Origin of the sequence: Morganella sp. B601, assembly GCF_051172335.1 — a bacterium.
In the GTDB taxonomy this organism is placed as follows: domain Bacteria; phylum Pseudomonadota; class Gammaproteobacteria; order Enterobacterales; family Enterobacteriaceae; genus Morganella; species Morganella morganii.
In genome coordinates, this window is the sequence record NZ_JBPIZE010000003.1 from 93,736 (window position 1) to 112,130 (window position 18,395).

Below are 18,395 nucleotides of genomic sequence, written 5' to 3' on the forward strand. Positions count from 1 at the left end.
GAGGTCGTCAATGTCAAATACGCATGCACTCACCACGTTGTTAAATTTAGCTGAAGAGGCCGCCGAAGAGGCGGCTAAAGTACTGGCGCAGGTTCGTCAGACCCACACACAGATGAGTCAGCAGCTGACCATGCTGGAAAATTATCAGGCCGATTACCGGCAGAAGCTGAATCAGACACTGCATACCGGGATGGCTGCCGATAAGTGGCAGAACTATCAGCAGTTTCTGGTCACCCTCGAACTGACCATTGAACAGCAGCAGGGTCAGCTGAACCTGTGGGAGCAGCGCGTCAGTGATGCCAACCGCCACTGGCAGGAAAAACAACAGCGCGTCAATGCCTTCGATACCCTGATCCGCCGTGCGGATCATGCAAAAAATCAACGACAAAACCGGCTGGAGCAAAAGCAGATGGATGAATTTGCCCAGCGCGCGACTTTATGGAGAACCCGTTAATGGATGTCAACGCCGGTACCAAAGCAGTCAGTTCTGCTGACAACGCATTGAATAAACAGGAATCACCGCGTGCGGAAGATGCACAGGCAACCGCCCTGCCGTTTCAGGCCGTGATGGATGCACAGCAGCCGCGCCCGGAAAAACCGGCACAGGCTGTACATGCGGTAAAACAGACCCGCAATGACACTGCTGCACATAAGCAGGGCAAAGAGGGTAAAGCGGCTTCCGCACAGGAAAAGCAAACCGGTGCCGACACCATGGCACAACTGAATTTCTCCCGCCGCCTTGCCGGGGATGCTGCCGCACCTGAGCTGGATGCAAAATTGCTGACCAGCGGGGATGATGCACCTGCATTACCGCAAACAGAAGGTGAAACGGACAATGCCCTGCTCGCGGCACTGAAAGAGCGCCTGAGCGGACGGGACAGCCGCGCGGCGGAGAAACCGGCCGCAGACACAAAGCTGCAGATTGATGACAGCGGAAAAAACGTCGCAAAAACCACAGAACTGCCGGAAGACGTACTGGCTAAAACCGGCGATAAACCGCTGATCACGGATGAAAATAACGACGCACGCACCCTGTTTACGGATGACAAATCAAAACCGCGTGTGGATCAGCCGCGTTTTTCACTGACCGATGCACAAAAACCGGACCCGAAAGCACTGCCGGAAGATTTTTTACCGCTGAATAAGAAATCCGCTGACACTTCTGTGCCGTTATCGCTGGCGTCCGCCACTGATACCACCGGTGCGGATAACAGCAAAAGCGCATTCAGTATCAAAACAGAAAGCAGCGCCTTTCAGACTGTCACCGCACCGGGCAGCCATACTGCCGTCCAGAGCCCGGTACTGATGCCGGCGGCGGCTCAGAGTACCGCCGCGCAGACCAATGCCCCGGTGGCTCAGCCGTCCATGCAGCTGACCGCGCAGCTCGGCAGTGAACTGTGGCAGCAGCAGGTCAGCCAGAATATGATCTATTTCTCCCGTCAGGGATTACAGCAGGCACAGCTGCGTCTGCATCCGGAAGAGCTGGGCTCCCTGAATATCCATCTTAAAATTGAGGATAATCAGGCCGTGATGCACTTTGTCTCCCCGCACAGCCACGTCCGCGCGGCGATGGAATCCATGATGCCGGTGCTGCGCAACGCCCTTCAGGAGAGCGGGATCCATCTGGCGCAAAGCTCCGTCGGACAGGAGTATCACGGTAATCAGCAGGGTTCCGGTGATGATCGTCACAACGGCGGCAGCGCTGATGGTATTACTTCTGCCGGAAGTATCAGCGGCGTGAATGTCAGCACAGATACCCTTGTCCGCCCGGCGGCACTTCATGACGCCCGCGCCCGCGGCGGGATCGATACCTTCGCCTGATTCCTGTACATAACGGCGGTACCGGGGACTAAAGCCCCGAGTTACCGCCTTTTTGTTTCGTTTTTCCCCCCTTTAGTCCTTCAGAAGCACGCCATAATGGATGGGCTTACAGAGTATGAAACCCCTGACGGGTTTTGCTATCAAGAAATAGGAATTCAGTTAACATGTCGTCTTCACGCAATGCCTCAAAAGGTTCCAATACCGGGTTACTGGTTATTTTCGCCCTGATTGCCCTCGCAGGAGCAGGTTTCGGGGGTTACAGCTGGTGGTCTTCTCACCAGGAGAGCACCACCGCCGGTACCGCAGACGAGAAACGGGCCAATATGCCTGAGCCTATCTTTATGGGCATTGAACCGTTTACCGTGAATCTTCCCGGTATGAATAACGGCCGTGATCGTGTGCTGTATATTGATATGACACTGCGTCTGGCCAACGAGCGTTCCCGCAAACAGCTCCATGAGTATCTGCCGGAAGTCCGCAGCCGCCTGTTACTTCTGCTCTCACAGCAGTCCCCGCAGACACTCGGAACCCATGACGGCAAACTTCAGCTGATGAAGGCAGTTAAAACCACCTTAGCCCCGACCGTGGTACAGGGACAGCCGGATCAGGAAATTTCGGATGTGTTATTCACCACCTTTATTCTCCGGTAAAACTGATGAGCGATAATATTTTATCTCAGGCAGAGATAGACGCGCTGCTCAATGGTGACTCGCCGTCAGAGCCGCAGCCTGCCGACACAGCACTCAATAAAAGTAAGGACAAAGTCCGTCCTTATGACCCGAATACCCAGCGCCGCGTTATCCGCGAGCGTATGCAGTCCCTGGAAATTATTAACGAGCGTTTTGCCCGTCAGTTCCGGATGGGATTGTTCAACATGCTGCGCCGCAGTCCTGATATCACTGTCGGTGGTATCAAAATTGAACCTTATCATGAATTTGCCCGTAACCTGCCGGTGCCGACCAACCTGAACCTTGTGCATATGCCGCCGCTGCGCGGAACCGCACTGTTCACCTTTGAACCGGCACTGGTCTATATCGCTGTCGATAACCTGTTCGGCGGTGACGGCCGTTTTCCGGTCCGCTCCGAAGGCCGGGAGTTCACCAACACCGAACAGCGCATTATCCACCGTATGCTGAAACTGGCACTGAACGCTTACCGCGATGCCTGGAAGCCGATTGCTGAAGTGGATGTGGAATATGTGCGCTCTGAAATGCAGGTGAAATTCACCAATATCACCACCTCCCCCAACGATATCGTGGTCACCACCTCCTTCCTGGTGGAGATCGGTAATACCGTGGGTGAGCTGAGCATCTGTATTCCGATTGCCATGATTGAACCTATCCGCGAGCGGCTGATTAACCCGCCGATGGAGCACGGTCACCAGGAAAATGAAGCCTGGGTATCCAGTCTGGTGACACAGGTGAAGCATTCCGAGCTGGAACTGGTCGCGAATTTTGCTGAAATCCCGCTGCGGATTTCAAAATTACTGCAACTGCAGAAAGGGGATGTGATCCCGGTGGAGAAACCGGATCGCCTGATTGTCAGTGTGGACGGCGTACCGGTACTGACCAGCCAGTACGGCACCCGGGACGGCCAGTATGCATTGCGTGTGGAACATTTGATTAATCCTGTATTAAACACTCTGGACGAGGAAAAAACCAATGAGTGAGGCGAACAACACTCCTGATATGAACCCGGAACACGATGGCGAGTCTCTGTGGGCAGAGGCAATGGAACAACAAAAAAAAACAGAAACCGGGAACAGCCAGGCGTTTGATAATCTCGACAGCCAGAATCCGCTGAATCAGCTGTCTGATATCAATCTGATTATGGATATCCCTGTCCGTCTCTCTGTGGAACTGGGCCGGACAAAAATGACCATCAAGAAGCTGCTGAGTTTATCCCAGGGCTCTGTGGTGGCACTGGACGGACTGGCCGGTGAGCCGCTGGATATCCTGATCAACGGTTATCTGATTGCCCAGGGGGAAGTGGTGGTGGTCTCCGACAATTACGGTATCCGCATAACGGATATTATCACCCCGTCTGAACGTATGCGCCGCCTGAGCCGCTGATATGACACCGACCGCATCCGGCACCCCTGTTTTACCGGCCGCGGAGAAAACGGCAGATAATGCCGTTTTTTCTTCCGTCGCTCTGCCGCCGCCCGCCGCCGGTTCTCAGGCGATTAACAGCACGGACAGCCTGATTCAGGTGTCCGGCGCACTCAGCGGAATTATTCTGCTGATCCTGGGACTGACCTGGTTTATCCGCAAATTCGGCTTTACCGCAAAACTGGCCGGCAAAAATCCGCTGCTGAATATCAGAAGCACCTGTTCTCTGGGAAACAAAGAACGGCTGGTGGTGGCGGAGATTCAGGGTGAATGGCTGGTTCTGGGTGTGACCGCGCAGTCGGTTAATCTGCTGCATCGCTGTCCGGCTGACCCGGCAGCGGTAACTGATGCCCCTTCCGCCTTTCAGGCACTGCTGAAAACCAAACGTGCCGCAAATAAAGATGCGGTACCGGCTGACGAACCACGCTGAGATTTTTCATGATGTCATTGCTCAAACGCGCCATTCCCGCACTCGCTCTGTTTCTGCTGGTTCCGCAGGCGCAGGCTTCACTGCCGGGCGTCGTCAGTCATGTGCTGCCGGACGGCGGCCAGAGCTGGTCTCTGCCGGTTCAGACCCTGCTGTTTCTGACACTGCTGGGCTTTATCCCTGCACTGCTGCTGATGACCACCAGTTTTACCCGCATCATTATTGTGCTGGGTTTATTACGCAACGCACTCGGAACACCATCCGCACCGCCGAACCAGGTTCTGCTGGGACTGGCCCTGTTTCTGACGTTTTTCGTGATGTCACCGGTGTTCGATAAAGTCTACGAGGATGCTTACCGTCCGTTCAGTGAAGACAAAATCAGCCTGGAAACAGCACTGGATCGCGGCACCGCACCGCTGCGCACATTTATGCTCGGCCAGACACGCGAAAACGACCTGGCGCTGTTTGCCCGTATCGCCAAAGTGGGTGAGATTCAGGAAGCCAAAGATGTGCCGATGCGCATTCTGATCCCGGCCTTTATCACCAGTGAGCTGAAAACCGCCTTCCAGATTGGTTTCACGCTGTTTATTCCGTTCCTGATTATTGACCTCGTGGTTGCCAGTGTACTGATGGCACTCGGGATGATGATGGTACCGCCCGCCACGGTTTCGCTGCCCTTTAAGCTGATGCTTTTTGTGCTGGTGGATGGCTGGCAGTTACTGCTCGGTTCGTTATCACAAAGCTTTTTTTAGTCAGGAGATAATATGAGTCAGGAGAGAGTATGACACCGGAATCCGTAATGGCGATGGGCACCGAAGCCATGAAAATCGCCCTGATGCTGGCAGCCCCGCTGCTGCTGGCTGCCCTGGCCGCCGGTCTGCTGATAAGCCTGTTACAGGCTGCCACTCAGGTGAATGAGATGACCCTGTCATTCATTCCGAAAATTCTGTCTGTTATCAGTGTGATTGTGATTGCCGGTCCGTGGATGCTCAATCTGCTCACTGACTATATGCGCGCACTGTTAACCAATCTGCCGTTTATCATCGGCTGATCTATGTTAAGTATCACCAGTGAAACACTGACGCTGTGGCTGAGCCAGGGATTTTACCCGTTTATCCGGGTGCTGGCTTTACTGGGTACGGCACCGTTTTTCAATGAAAAACAATCAATCAGCAAGGTTCGGGTGATGCTGGCCTTTTTCACGGTTCTGATTGTGTCCCCGCAACTGCCGGTGGTAAATATCCCGCTGTTTTCCGCCCCCGGTTTGTGGGTGATTTTACAACAGGTGGTGATAGGTGTGGCGATGGGACTGACCATGCAGATGGCGTTTGCCGCTGTCCGTCATGCAGGGGAAGTGATCGGCCTGCAGATGGGCTTATCCTTCGCTACCTTCTTTGACCCGAGCGGCGGGCCGAATATGCCGATTCTGGCACGTATCCTGAACCTTATCACCCTGCTGCTGTTTCTCGCATTTGACGGACACCTGTGGCTTATCCATATTGTGATAAGCTCGTTTGACCTCATTCCGGTGCAGGTCACCCCGCTCAACCGTGAAGGATTCCGCATGCTGGTACAGTCGGCCAATCATATCTTTCTCAACGGGTTAATGCTGGCGCTGCCGTTTATCACTCTGTTCCTGATTCTTAACCTCGCATTGGGGATTCTGAACCGGATGACGCCGCAGCTTTCTGTGTTTGTGGTGGGTTTTCCGCTGACACTGACCGTCGGCATCAGCATGCTGGGCCTGATCATCTCCGTCCTGCCGGGCTTTACCGAGCGGGTCATTCATCAGGCGTTTGAGCAGCTCTCACTGATTTTTAACCTGTTTGCCTCTCCGTAACCTGACCTGACTCATATCCGGTGTCAGAACAGCATAAGTATCCTGTTATCTCCCTTAAATAAAAAACCGGTAATCACCGAGAAAGTGATTACCGGATCCGGTAATGGCGTACAAATGAATATTGCTGTGTATAATCCGGAAAACGACTTGAGAAATAACACGGTTACCAATTTCCTGCTGAATAACCTCCGTCCACCGGCATGACAGTGCCGTTAATATAGTCAGATTTCAGCAGAAAACGAATACTTTCTATAATATCATTAATGGTTCCGACTTTATCCGCCGGTGAGACTAAATTAATAAAATCCTGATTGAGTTCTGTATTCAGCGGGGACTCAATATACCCCGGTGCTACCGCATTAACGCGGATATTTTTCTTTGCATACTCCAGCGCCAGTGCTCTGACCAGTCCGTGCACGCCTTCCTTTGCCAGGACACTCAGTGCAGCCGGTATTTTCTGCGACGGTTGCAGGGCAATACAGGAGGTTACCACGATAATTTTACCACCGTGATTTTTCAACATGTTTTTAATCGCCAATTGACTCAGATTAAATAAACTATAAATATTGCTGTTTATTAAATGCATGAAATCATCCGGTGTCGTTTTTTCATAAGTTTTGCTGAGAAAAGCACCGGAATTATGAATAATAATATCGATATTCCCGAAGCGAATAATACCCTGCTGTATCAGCTGCGCGGCAAAATCGGTACAATGACTTTCACCGGTAACGGGTAAAAATGCGGTTTTATTATCCAGTTCCTGCAAAAAACTCTGCATGTGTTCATCGCTGCTGAATATGCCGATAACATTGTAATGTTCATCAAGCAGTGTTCTGACTAACGCTTTCCCCAGACAACTTTCTGCATCGGTAATGATGGCAGTCCGCTGTTGTGGTTTCATAAATAGCCTTCAGTTATGATTTATTACTTGCAATTGATGTGAATTATTATATTTCTTCATTGCGTGAAATAAACTACTCTGATATCACTTCATTACCAACCTGAGGTTAATAATGCCGCGCCATTTTGATGATCTGATGCTGGGCACGCTGGAACTGTTCTGCCGTGCCGCCGAACTGCAAAGCTTTTCACAGGCGGCACAGGTGCTGAATATTTCTCCGGCAGCGGTCAGCAAAACCATTGCGAGGCTGGAACAGAAGCTGGGCAGTCCGCTGTTTGTCAGGACCACCCGCCATGTGCGGCTGACAGAAGCGGGAGAACAATATCTCAGCTATTGCAGGACAGCACTGGACGCGATGTATGATGCAGAGAATGCCCTGCAGGACATGAAAACCATTCCGGCCGGGAAAATCCGGGTTTGCCTGCCCAATGATTACGCCTATCTGAAAGTGTTTCCGCTGATGCCGAAATTCCGCCGCCGTTATCCGCAGATTGAGGTCGATTTTCATCTCCGCTTCCGTATTCCGCGCCAGGAAAACACGGATTGCGATGTAGTGATGACCAGCTGGCTGAATTATTTACCCGACTGGATTGCCACCCCGGTTGATTTCGCTATGTTCCGGATTTATGCCTCACCGGATTATCTGAAAAAGGCACCGCCGCTGAATACCCCGGAAGATCTCCGCCATCATAACTGCCTGCAGATGCATTTGCAGGAACAGACCAGACCACTGCGCTGGCCGCTGGTTATCAATAATGAAGTTGTGCATCTCAGTACACTGGGTGACATGGCATTTTATGAGGATGTGATGGCCGCATACTATATGGCGGTATCCGGTAACGGCGTCGCAATGATGCATGACTTTATTGCCCGCAGCGCCGTGGCTAACGGGCAATTGGTTCCGGTGCTGGAACCCTGGACCACCGTATCCCATATTTATCATATTGCCTGCCCGGCTGAAGCACGCAAATCCCCGCGTCTCCGTGCATTCATTGATTTTCTGACAGAAGAACTGCAGCCGGCCGGTGCATTTCCGGAACATTCGGTGATAGTCCCTGTCCGCTGACCGGTATCCGGCACAAAAAAAGGCCGTCGCAGTGACGGCCAAAGGAATTCAGTACTGAAACCGGATAACTTAACGACCAAACAGCGACATACTGTTGAGATCTTTAAAAATATCCTGCGAGGCCTGGAACAGCGCCATTTCTTTTTGATAATCCGATACCGTGCTGGTCCAGTCCGTATTGACGAGGTTGCTCAGACGGCTTTCATTCTGGATCCGGCGGGTCTGTGACAGAAAATCCAGACTGTCGATTTCCTGTAACTGCAAGCCTTGTTTCGCTTCAATATTGGAGATTTTTTCCATCCCGGCTTTAATACCGCGGTTTGCTTCATCCATCCCGGCTTTGGCTTTGTCCAGATCAGCCTGTGAGGCATTCTGCTGCGGAATTTTCAGTGCTTCCAGACCTTTATTGATCGCCGAGAACATATCCGCCACTTTCTCGCCTTTGGCGTTTGTTGTGGTGGCGAATACCTCTGAACCGGCAAAATAACTGGTCATTTCACGATCACTGCCCACATTTTGAGTGATGGATTTATCGCCGCCTTTGTAAATCACATCGCCGGTCGCCGCATCCACTTCAAACGGCGGCGTATCTGATTCATAACCGCCGAAAATATAACGACCATTACCATCAGTCGTGTTACCCAGAGACACCAGCTGATCTTTCAGCCCCTGTAACTGTTCTGCCAGTGATGCGCGGTCGTTATCGCTGAGTGCGCCCTGGTTGGCTGCCTGAATAACTGTTGAATCCATCTGTGTGGACACTTCATTCATCTGAGTCAGAATGCTCATCTGCAATGTCATCCCGGTTTTTGCATAGCCGCGTGTGGACACATACTGCTGATTGCGGGTCTCAGACTGAGTGACACGCACCGCCTGTGCGGATGCCTGCGGGTCATCTGACGGCTTACTGACACGTTTACCGGAAGCCAGTTTACTGCCCGCTTCCATCCAGCGGGCGGTGGCACTGTTCATATCCGACACACGCTGACTGAACATTAAATTGGTGCTGAAACGCATGATAATTTCCTTCTTAACTCAAAATCAGAATGCACGCATCAGAACGTTGAATAACTCATCAACGGTCGACAGCACTTTGGCATTGGCATTAAAGAACTGCTGCATTTTCTGCATCTGGACACTTTCTTCGTTGGTATTAACACCGGAAATCCCCTGCTGCTGCTCATAGAAGCTGACCGTCAGTTTGTTCTGCACTTCGGAATCAATCTGTGCCTGGCTGGCTTTGCTGCCCACATCATTGACAAGTGATGCATAGAAATCGGACAGGGTTGATGTGCCGCCGACCAGTTTCTGATCCTGCAGTTTTACCAGCTCTTTGATGTTTTCATTGTTGCTGGCGCCGCCGGTGCTGTCTGCCGCCGCGAAATCCGCCGCATTATTGATGAGCGTATTCATGCCGCCGATAACATTATCTACCGGCTTGAGAAGAAAACTATCACCGGCCTGAGCGGTGTTATTGGCAATTTTGACGTCCATACCCTCAAAACTTAATGTTCCGGTCGCACTGTCAAATGTCGCATTAACCACAGTGCCTTCCGGCAGGCGGGTCACATTCCAGTTGGTGCCATCATAACTGACATCGTAGTTATTGCCGGTGACTTTAGAGACATCACTGTATTTGATATCAAAATCGGCTTTGCCTTTGTTGTGGGTATTGCTGACCACACTGCCGCTGCCGACCGCAAAGAAATCTTTACCGGTATTACCGTTGGCATCATAGCCTTTACGATGAACTTCATTGAATTTTTCCGCAAAGACCAGCGCCATCTGGTTCAGTTTTTGTCTTGCCGGGTCGATAATTTCACGGCGGGAACGCAGAACACCGCTCAGCTCACCACCACGGATCTGCTCATCTTTGATTTCACGGACATTACCGGCGGAATCAACAAAACCGACACTCAGACGGCTGTCATCCGCACCGGAAGCCACGGCTTCAAGGCGGTTAGCACGTCCGCCGGTCACCAGCGGCAGGCCGTTGGCAAACGAGACGTTGAAGTTACCGTTCTGCTCAATGACTTTGATACCGATAACCGAGTTCAGCTCACTGACCAGACGGTCACGCACATCCAGCAAATCATTCGGCTCTGCACCGTTAACCGCACGCGAGTTACTGATCTGCTCATTCAGTTTGGCAATTTTTTCCGCGTACGTATTGATATCTTTGACTTTATTATCAATCTGATGGTTAACATCGTTATCCATCTCACGCAGACGTCGGTCAGCTTCCTTCATCTGACTGACCATGGTTTTTGCTTTGCCGAGGAAGACATCCACCAGCGTTTTGTCACTGGCATCACTGGCGGCTTCGTCCAGCGAGGTGAAAAAACTGCCCAGCATCCCGGCAAGATCATCCGTACTGTTGGATAACAGGTCATCCACCCCGGAGGCATTTTTCATGAATGCTTCGTAGTCGCCGCTGCGGGAACGCGCGTTGTTATACTGCGTATTGACGAATTCATCGAACTCACGGCGGACATGGCTGAAATAGGTGCCGTTGCCGAAATAGCCGTTGGTTGTCATTGTGCCCGGGTTTTCACCGAATACCGCGCTCTGGCGGTGATAATAACCCACCCCAGCGTTGGCCAGGTTGTTGGAAATAACACTCAGCCCGCCCTGGGCTGCGTTAATTCCGCTTAATGCGTTATTCATTACATTATTCAGCATGTGCTTTTCCTTTCTCTGGCGACTGCTTTCCCGGCGACTTACTGAAAATGCAGCGCAGATAGCATCCGTTTAAAATTATGTCTTACCTTGTTATCGGAAAGACGGCGTAAAAATTTAGTGTTAACTGCATTTTTTTACGCTGTGAATTTGTCAGAAAATGTCACTCAAATCGAGGGTGTACGCCTGTACGGCGCGGGAAGCCGCCGGTGCGGCTGCGGGTGTGTCGCGGATTTGATTAATGAGAACAATCAGCTTGTCCGAATATCCCGGGTCAGTGGCATATCCGGCCTTGTGCAGACGCTGTGCCGCCTGCTCCGGACTGGCAGCCTGTTTCACGCCGTGATAACGCGGGTTTTCGGTCAGCAGACGGGTATAATCGGCAATTGCCTCTTCATAAGAGCCGTAAACACGGAAGTTATCACGCATTTTAATGGTCTTGCCGTTGATAACCTCGGTGGTCATGATATTGGTAACCGGCCCTTCCCAGCCCTTACCGGCTTTGATACCAAACAGGTTGTGACTGGTTTTGCCGTCTGCGGTCAGAATTTCCCGCTTTCCCCAGCCGCTTTCCAGTGCTGCCTGTGCCAGGATCAGCAGATGATGCACACCACTTTTCTGTGATGCTGCTTTCGCCGGCTCTGTCAGTTTTGCAATGAAATTCTGACTGTTAAGACCCAGTTCACGCACTTTTTTCAGCGGTGAACTCAGTGCATCACCCGCAGAACTGAATTTCCGCATCAGTTGCGCCATTGCCTGCTGCGGCATGGACTGAATCACTGTGGCATCATCCAGCGCCATCATCGAAGAACGCAGCGGCAGATCCGGTTCATTAACCGCAGAAAGCTGCTTAAACATCATATCGCCGAAGCCCAGCCCTTTTTCTGACAGGTTCTGGGCTATCTGCTGGTCATACATACTGGTGAGCATCCGGGTCTGGTCGCTGGAGAACAATCCGTCCTGCGGCAGTGCGGCGCGCATGCTTTTGAGCATCATCTGAACAAAGGTCGCTTCCAGTTGCTGCGTCACCTGACGCAGCCCCTCCTGCGGTTTTTCATTCAGCTGCTGTTTCAGGCTGCCCAGCGACTGTACATCGTAGGCCGCACTCTGCATCAACTGTATGTCGCTCATCAGATGATCTCCAGTTTCGCCCGCAGACAACCGGCACTTTCCATCGCCTGTAAAATCGACATCAGGTCGGTCGGTGTGGCCCCTAATGTATTGAGAGCCTGAATAACCTGATTGAGATTCGCCCCGGCATTCACTTTTTTCAGTGTGCCGTCCTGCTCACGGATCCCGACATTGGTGTTGCGCGTCACGACAGTCTGCCCGCCGGCAAACGGCGTATCCGGCTGACTGACCTGTGTCTGGCGCTCGACTGTCACCGCGAGGCTGCCGTGGGCAACCGCGCAACTGTCGAGCGTGACGGTCCGGTTAATCACGACAGAGCCGGTGCGGGAGTTCAGGATAACTTTGGCTTCATTCTGCGGAGGACGGATATTCAGATCCTGCACCCGCGCCAGGAAGCGCACCTGATCACTGCTGCTCTGCGGCACCCGTAACTGTACCGTGCGGGAATCCAGCGGCGTTGCGGTACCGAAACCGTTCATGCGGTTCACCGCGTCACTGATATCCTGCGCCAGCGCAAAACTGTCTTCATTCAGCTGGAGATTAATCACGCCGCTCTGACCGAATCCGCCCGGCAGTTCACGCTCAATCGTCGCCCCGCCGCTGATACGCCCGCCGGCCAGCTGGTTCACTTTGACACTGCTGCCGCCGGCACTGACACCGGCACCGCCGACCAGGATATTGCCCTGTGCCAGCGCATACACCTGACCATCCACGCCTTTAAGCGGGGTCATCAGCAGTGTGCCGCCGCGCAGACTTTTGGCGTTACCCATTGAGGAAACGACCACGTCGATCGCCTGGCCGGAACGGGCAAACGGCGGCATTTTAGCAGTGACCATCACCGCCGCCACGTTTTTCAGCTGCATATTGGTGCCCGGCGGTACGGTAATCCCCATCTGTGACAGCATGTTATTCAGACTCTGCGTGGTAAACGGCGTCTGCATGGTCTGGTCACCGGTACCGTCGAGGCCGACAATCAGCCCGTAACCAATCAGCGCATTCTCACGCACGCCCTGTACGGTGGTCAGATCCTTAATCCGCTCACTGTGTGCGGGAAGAGCCGCCACACCTAAAACCGCAATCAGCAGGCCGGTCAGTACTTTTTTCATTCTCACTTTACCTCTGCTCAGTACGGTGACACATTCAGGAAGAAGCGCTGTAACCAGCCCATATTCTGCGATTCGTTGATATAGCCGTCGCCGACATATTCAATACGGGCATCCGCCACCTGAGTGGAGCTGACACTGTTATCCGCTCCGATAGTGCGCGGGTTGACCACACCGGAGAAACGGATAGATTCCGTGCCCTGGTTAATGGCGATCCGTTTTTCACCCACCACATGCAGGTTACCGTTCGCCAGCAACTGATCCACCGTAACCGTAATGGTGCCCTTAAAGGTATTCTGGGCATTGGCACCACCTTTGCCGGTAAATTCGCTGTTACCTTTTACGTCCAGCTCCGTGTTGCTGCCGCCGAGCCAGCCCTGCATAAAGCCGGGCAAAATGGACGCAAGAAAGCCGGTTTTTCCGGCACGGTTGGCATTCGCGGAGGAGTTTTTGCTGGCGCTGACGTTTTCCTGCAGATTGATGGTGAGGATATCGCCGGTATTACGCGGACGTCTGTCCTCAAACAGCGGCTGGTAGCCGTAGTAGGCAGGCTGCGCACTCTGAAAAATAGCACCGTTCGCGGCCGGGGCAGTCGGTGCGACCGGCAGCGCGGTGGTATGGGTATCCACCAGCGGTTTGGGTTTGATGTAAGCACAGCCGCTGAGTGATACGGCAAGCACTGCCGCTGTCACCAGTCCGCGCCCGCAAACAGAAGTGGCAGGAGAACTTGCGCAATCCTGCTGCCATGGAACAATGCCGCTTTCAGTCATCTTAATACTCTTGCTGTTCTGTGCGTGTCTCAGTCAAAAAGCCCCGGCAGCGATAACCTCACCGCCGGGACGGGGATTACAGTTGTGTCAGACGCTGTAACATCTGGTCAGAGGCGGAAACGGCCTTACTGTTGATCTCATACGCGCGCTGCGTCTGGATCATATTGACCAGTTCTTCCGCCACGTTAACGTTAGAGGTTTCCACCATGCCCTGATACAGACGGCCTGCGCCGTTGGTTTCAGGGGCACTTTCTGTCGGAGCACCGGAACTGGCGGTTTCCATATACAGGTTTTCGCCGATGCTCTCCAGACCTGCATCATTGATGAAGGTGGTCAGGGTAATCTGGCCGATCTGCTGCGGCTGGCTTTCACCGTACATGGTGACAGAAACCGTACCGTCACGGCCGATTTCCATCTTCTGCGCCCCTTCAGGGATCATAATGGCCGGGACAATCTGATAACCGGATGAGGTCACCAGCTGACCGTTCTGATCCGGATGCAGTGAACCGTCTCGGGTATAGGCATCAGAACCGTCCGGCATCTGGACATGGATAAAACCCTGTCCGCTGATGGCGATATCGGTCGAGGTGCCGGTTTTGTTCAGCGCACCCTGGGCATGAATACGGGTGGTTGCAACCGGACGCACACCGGTACCCAACTGGAGACCAGTCGGCAGAGAGGTCTGCTCGGAACTCATAGCACCCGGCTGGCGGATGTTCTGATAAAGCAGATCTTCAAACACCGCACGCTGGCGTTTAAAACCGTTGGTGCTGACGTTGGCCAGGTTGTTGGAAATAACATCCAGGTTCGTCTGCTGGGCTTCAAGCCCGGTTTTGGCAATCCATAATGAACGGATCATGATAATTCCTTACTGAATATTAACTCACCGCAAGCAGCTGATTGGCCCGCTGGGCATTCTCATCCGCGCTGTGAACCACTTTCATCTGCATTTCGAAATGACGCGCATTGGCGATCATTTCCACCATCGCCTGTGCCGGATTGACGTTACTGCCCTCCAGAACACCGGATGCCACTTTGCCGCGCTCACTCACCGGCAGCTCATTGCCGTTAGCGTTACGCGCAGCGGCAGTGAGATGAAACAGCCCGTCTTCGCCGCGCAGCACATCCTGCGGTTTCGCTTCCACCACTTTCAGGCGGCCTATCTGTCCGAGCATGGTAGGCGGATCGGTCGGGATCAGCGCCGTAATCGTACCGTCACCGCCGATGGTCAGTTCCGCGTGCGGCGGCACATCAATCGCGCCGCCGTCACCCTGCAGAAGGTGTTCACCCAGCATCAGCTGACCGTCCGCTGAAATCTGAATGCTGCCGTTACGGGTATAGGCTTCTTCCCCGCCCGGCAGTGCCACCGCCAGGAAATGACCTTCATTCAGCGCGACATCCATCTGACGGCCGGTGTAGTTCAGCGGCCCCTGAGTCATGTCCGCCCCGGGGGTCGAAGAGACCACCAGTGTCCGGGTCTGCTCTGTATCACCGTTTACCGGCACAGCCCGCATGGCGGATAACTGAGCCTTAAACCCGGATGTCGAGACGTTGGCAATGTTGTTCGAGACAATGGCCTGATTTTCCAGCGCGTGTTTAGCGCCGCCCATTGCCGTATAAATAACGTGATCCATGGCCACCTTCTGTCTTTATGCTTAACGTAAGTTAACCAGCGTCTGCAGCATCTGATCCTGCGTTTTGATGGTCTGCGAGTTGGACTGATAGTTACGCTGCATCACAATCATGTTGATCAGTTCCTGGCTCATATCCACGTTGGAGGCTTCCACCGCGCCGCCGGTCAGGTTGCCGAACTGTCCGGTGCCCGGAACGCCGTCCATCGGGTTACCGGAGGCATTAGTGGCTTTCCAGACGTTACCGCCCTGGGATGCCAGGCCGTTATTGTTGGCAAAGGAAGAGAGTGCGATTTTACCGACAGTCCGCTTCTGCTGATTGGAATAGCTGGCGGTGATGGTGCCGTCATTCTCAATTTTGAAGCTGGTGTATTCACCGGACTGATAGCCATCAATATCGATTTTGCTGACTGATGACTCAGTGACTTTCTGCTGACGGGTTTTGTTGAAACTCAGGTCAATCGTGCCGTTATTCGCACCGTTTAAGCCGGTATAGTTGAATTTAAAGTCGGCGGTACCTTTTAATTTACCGTTACCGTCAAATTCCATGTTGCCCAGATCCTGAACAGCCGCTGTTTTATCGCTGCTGTCTTTGGCTTTGACCGTCCATTTGTTGTCAGCGGTTTTGATAAAGTAAACCGCGACCTCATGGGTATTCCCCTGGCTGTCATAGGTCGTCATGGTGGTGCTGAAGTTGTAGCTGTCCGGGTTATCCGGATCAAACGCAGTCACTGACGGTACTTTGTCATCCGAGTTCAGGTTCATGGTTAATTCACCTTTGGCGGATGCTCTGGCGTCCATCATATCGGTCGGGATATTCAGAGGTTGCGGTACTCCACCGGTCTGGATAGTGGTGTTACCGTCAGCATCCTGACCCGCCGGGAAGCCGGTGACCATCATGCCCTGGTTGTTGACCAGGTTACCGCTCTTGTCACGGTGGAATTCACCGTCACGGCTGTAAACCACATCACCGTTACCATCCAGCAGACGGAAAAAACCGTTACCGGAAATTGCCACATCAGTAGCGCGGTCAGTACGGGTGATAGCACCGTCTTTGAAGTTCTGGGAAACCGCCGCAACGTTAACCCCGAGACCGACACCGGAACCGGCAAACATATCAGCAAAAGAAGCATGCGCCCCTTTAAAGCCGTTGGTTGCGGAGTTGGCAATGTTGTTACCGATCGAATCAAGACCGGATGAAGCGGCATTCAGGCCGCTGACTGCTTGTGAAAAAGACATGTCACCTCCATGACAATTGGGTTTTCTTTTTAATTTGACGGATACACTTTAAAGATTTCAGACAGCAGCACGCTGTTGCCGATGCCCACATCCAGCAGCGGTGCATCCGCTCCCGGTGTCACGCCATTCACTTTTGCGTATTTCAGTCTGACGACGCTGCTTTGCGGGATCTCTTCGCCCTTCATGGTGGCTTTAACCTCAAAGGTGTATTTTCCTTTGGTATCGGCAACCAGCTCACCATTGTCATTGCGGCCGTCCCAGGTCTTGTCGTAGATATCCGGTTTGGTTTCACCGTCAATCGTGATGGTTCTGACAATCCCTTTATTTTTATCGCGGATAGTTATCTCAATTTTGTCCGCCGGTTTGGCGAGGAAGAAACCGAACGGCGACGATTCAAATCCGCTGCCGCTGCTGTCATCACCACCGTTATCATCCGCAAACGGGGCAATCGATGTATCATCACCCGGCGGCGGATTATCAGCTTTTACACGGGTTGTTCCGTCACCGGTTGGCACCAGAACCAGGTCACTGCCCGGGATCAGGACATTTTTCCCGACCAGTTGTGTCGCCTGTAATGACTGTCCGGAGTTAATCTGTTTTGAAATACCGCTGACACTGTCATTCAGGCTGTTCATGCTTTCCAGGGTGGCGATTTGCGCCAGCTGACTGGTCAGATCCGTGTTATCCATCGGTTTGGTCGGATCCTGATTCTGCATCTGCGTGACGATCATTTTCAGAAAGGTGTCCCGCATATCATCACTCTGACTTTTCTGCGGTTTTTTCTGTGCATCAATATCGTTATTGACCGGATCATTGGTTGCTGCATTAATCCCCATGACTCACTCCGTTACTGTCCGAGAGTTAAGGTTTTCTGCAACAGCACTTTGGCTGTGTTCATCACTTCCAGGTTTGCCTGATAACTACGGGAGGCGGAAATGGTGTTAATCATTTCACCTACGGTGTCCACATTCGGCATCCGTACATAGCCCTTTTCATCCGCCAGCGGATGGCCGGGTTTATACTCCAGACGCGGCGGAGCCGGGTCTTCAATCAACTGGCTGACTTTCACGCCGCCGATGTCATAGCGCCCCTGCGGCGCGGTCTGAAATACCACCTGTTTCGCACGGTACGGTTCGCCGTCCGGCCCTGCCACACTTTCGGCGTTCGCCATGTTACTGGCGCTGACGTTCAGACGCTGGGACTGCGCGGTCAGTGCGGAGGCGGAAATATCAAAAATACTCAGTAGTGCCATCAGAATTACCCTTGCTGTAAGACAGCCAGCATGCTTTTCACACGGCTGTTAATAAAGGTCAGGTCAGCCTGATATTTCAGTGTATTATCAGCAAACTGACTGCGTTCAACATCCATATCCACGGTATTGCCGTCCATCGATGTCTGATACGGCACCCGGTATTTCAGATCAACCGCTGACGGTGTCGCGGCACCGTGTCCGCTGATATGCCCTTTCGCGGTCACTGCCATCACCAGACCGCCGTGCTTCACCGTGCCGTTACTCATCGCCTGTTTCAGCTGACGGCTGAAATCGATATCCCGTGCCTGATACCCCGGGGTATCCGCATTGGCAATATTGGATGCCAGGATTGTCTGACGCGTTTCCCGCAGCGAAAGAGCCTGCTGCTGAAATGCAAACGTGGCATTTAACTTATCAAGCATGT

22 protein-coding genes are annotated in these 18,395 nt (G+C 52.9%); 10 read left to right on the forward strand and 12 right to left on the reverse strand.

Annotated elements, in window-relative coordinates; genetic code table 11:
• Positions 1-10: 10 nt before the first annotated feature.
• From fliJ to fliR, 9 genes are all read left to right on the forward strand, one after another.
• Positions 11-454: a flagellar export protein FliJ gene (gene fliJ / locus ACSBQN_RS08925; RefSeq protein ID WP_004236816.1), complete on the forward strand. Its 444-nt coding sequence runs from the start codon at positions 11-13 to the stop codon at positions 452-454.
• Positions 454-1,821: a flagellar hook-length control protein FliK gene (locus tag ACSBQN_RS08930; protein ID WP_152695946.1), complete on the forward strand. Its 1,368-nt coding sequence runs from the start codon at positions 454-456 to the stop codon at positions 1,819-1,821. Before fliJ ends, ACSBQN_RS08930 begins: the two co-directional genes overlap by 1 nt.
• Positions 1,822-1,985: 164 nt before the next feature.
• Positions 1,986-2,471, forward strand: coding sequence for a flagellar basal body-associated protein FliL (gene fliL, locus ACSBQN_RS08935; protein ID WP_024473857.1), 486 nt, complete (start codon positions 1,986-1,988; stop codon positions 2,469-2,471).
• Positions 2,472-2,476: 5 nt separating this feature from the next.
• Positions 2,477-3,490, forward strand: coding sequence for a flagellar motor switch protein FliM (fliM, locus tag ACSBQN_RS08940; protein WP_024473858.1), 1,014 nt, complete (start codon positions 2,477-2,479; stop codon positions 3,488-3,490).
• Positions 3,483-3,893: a flagellar motor switch protein FliN gene (fliN, locus tag ACSBQN_RS08945; protein WP_024473859.1), complete on the forward strand. Its 411-nt coding sequence runs from the start codon at positions 3,483-3,485 to the stop codon at positions 3,891-3,893. The genes fliM and fliN overlap by 8 nt, the downstream gene beginning before the upstream one ends.
• A gap of 1 nt (position 3,894) precedes the next feature.
• Positions 3,895-4,362 carry a flagellar biosynthetic protein FliO gene (gene fliO / locus ACSBQN_RS08950; RefSeq protein WP_201893277.1) on the forward strand — a complete coding sequence of 156 codons (468 nt, stop codon included), beginning with the start codon at positions 3,895-3,897 and terminating at the stop codon, positions 4,360-4,362.
• Positions 4,363-4,373: 11 nt separating this feature from the next.
• Positions 4,374-5,111 (forward strand): flagellar type III secretion system pore protein FliP, encoded by a 738-nt coding sequence (gene fliP, locus ACSBQN_RS08955; protein ID WP_370531218.1) that lies wholly within the window; start codon positions 4,374-4,376, stop codon positions 5,109-5,111.
• Positions 5,112-5,140: 29 nt separating this feature from the next.
• Positions 5,141-5,410: a flagellar biosynthesis protein FliQ gene (gene fliQ, locus ACSBQN_RS08960; protein ID WP_004236823.1), complete on the forward strand. Its 270-nt coding sequence runs from the start codon at positions 5,141-5,143 to the stop codon at positions 5,408-5,410.
• Between the two features lie 3 nt (positions 5,411-5,413).
• Entirely contained in the window at positions 5,414-6,199 is a 786-nt protein-coding gene (gene fliR / locus ACSBQN_RS08965; protein WP_004236824.1) for a flagellar biosynthetic protein FliR, read from the forward strand.
• A 163-nt stretch (positions 6,200-6,362) separates the two neighbouring features.
• Here fliR and ACSBQN_RS08970 read toward each other — a convergent pair whose 3' ends face one another.
• Positions 6,363-7,100, reverse strand: a complete 738-nt coding sequence (locus ACSBQN_RS08970) for an SDR family NAD(P)-dependent oxidoreductase (protein ID WP_024473862.1) — start codon at positions 7,098-7,100, stop codon at positions 6,363-6,365.
• A gap of 112 nt (positions 7,101-7,212) precedes the next feature.
• Here ACSBQN_RS08970 and ACSBQN_RS08975 point away from each other — a divergent pair, with 112 nt between their 5' ends.
• A complete protein-coding gene (locus tag ACSBQN_RS08975; protein WP_214177336.1) occupies positions 7,213-8,166 on the forward strand; it encodes a LysR family transcriptional regulator in 954 nt (317 codons plus the stop codon).
• A 69-nt stretch (positions 8,167-8,235) separates the two neighbouring features.
• Here the strand turns inward: ACSBQN_RS08975 and flgL are convergent, their stop codons facing one another.
• From flgL to flgB, 11 genes are all read right to left on the reverse strand, one after another.
• Positions 8,236-9,183, reverse strand: coding sequence for a flagellar hook-associated protein FlgL (flgL, locus tag ACSBQN_RS08980; RefSeq protein ID WP_024473864.1), 948 nt, complete (start codon positions 9,181-9,183; stop codon positions 8,236-8,238).
• A 24-nt stretch (positions 9,184-9,207) separates the two neighbouring features.
• Positions 9,208-10,848 carry a flagellar hook-associated protein FlgK gene (gene flgK, locus ACSBQN_RS08985; protein WP_024473865.1) on the reverse strand — a complete coding sequence of 547 codons (1,641 nt, stop codon included), beginning with the start codon at positions 10,846-10,848 and terminating at the stop codon, positions 9,208-9,210.
• 150 nt (positions 10,849-10,998) lie between these two features.
• Entirely contained in the window at positions 10,999-11,976 is a 978-nt protein-coding gene (flgJ, locus tag ACSBQN_RS08990) for a flagellar assembly peptidoglycan hydrolase FlgJ (protein WP_354632823.1), read from the reverse strand.
• Positions 11,976-13,082, reverse strand: coding sequence for a flagellar basal body P-ring protein FlgI (locus ACSBQN_RS08995; protein WP_152695952.1), 1,107 nt, complete (start codon positions 13,080-13,082; stop codon positions 11,976-11,978). The genes flgJ and ACSBQN_RS08995 overlap by 1 nt, the downstream gene beginning before the upstream one ends.
• 17 nt (positions 13,083-13,099) lie before the next feature.
• Positions 13,100-13,849: a flagellar basal body L-ring protein FlgH gene (locus ACSBQN_RS09000; RefSeq protein WP_354632824.1), complete on the reverse strand. Its 750-nt coding sequence runs from the start codon at positions 13,847-13,849 to the stop codon at positions 13,100-13,102.
• Positions 13,850-13,925: 76 nt separating this feature from the next.
• The gene (flgG, locus tag ACSBQN_RS09005; protein WP_004236835.1) at positions 13,926-14,708 is read right to left on the reverse strand and encodes a flagellar basal-body rod protein FlgG; all 783 of its coding nucleotides are present in this window, start codon (positions 14,706-14,708) and stop codon (positions 13,926-13,928) included.
• A 19-nt stretch (positions 14,709-14,727) separates the two neighbouring features.
• On the reverse strand, positions 14,728-15,483 hold the full coding sequence (locus ACSBQN_RS09010) for a flagellar basal body rod protein FlgF (protein WP_214167757.1): 756 nt from the start codon (positions 15,481-15,483) through the stop codon (positions 14,728-14,730).
• 21 nt (positions 15,484-15,504) lie between these two features.
• The gene (flgE, locus tag ACSBQN_RS09015) at positions 15,505-16,719 is read right to left on the reverse strand and encodes a flagellar hook protein FlgE (RefSeq protein ID WP_024473870.1); all 1,215 of its coding nucleotides are present in this window, start codon (positions 16,717-16,719) and stop codon (positions 15,505-15,507) included.
• A 29-nt stretch (positions 16,720-16,748) separates the two neighbouring features.
• Positions 16,749-17,555: a flagellar hook assembly protein FlgD gene (locus ACSBQN_RS09020; protein ID WP_024473871.1), complete on the reverse strand. Its 807-nt coding sequence runs from the start codon at positions 17,553-17,555 to the stop codon at positions 16,749-16,751.
• Between the two features lie 11 nt (positions 17,556-17,566).
• The gene (flgC, locus tag ACSBQN_RS09025; RefSeq protein ID WP_004236840.1) at positions 17,567-17,971 is read right to left on the reverse strand and encodes a flagellar basal body rod protein FlgC; all 405 of its coding nucleotides are present in this window, start codon (positions 17,969-17,971) and stop codon (positions 17,567-17,569) included.
• A gap of 5 nt (positions 17,972-17,976) precedes the next feature.
• Positions 17,977-18,393 (reverse strand): flagellar basal body rod protein FlgB, encoded by a 417-nt coding sequence (flgB, locus tag ACSBQN_RS09030; protein WP_214177334.1) that lies wholly within the window; start codon positions 18,391-18,393, stop codon positions 17,977-17,979.
• Positions 18,394-18,395: the final 2 nt, after the last annotated feature.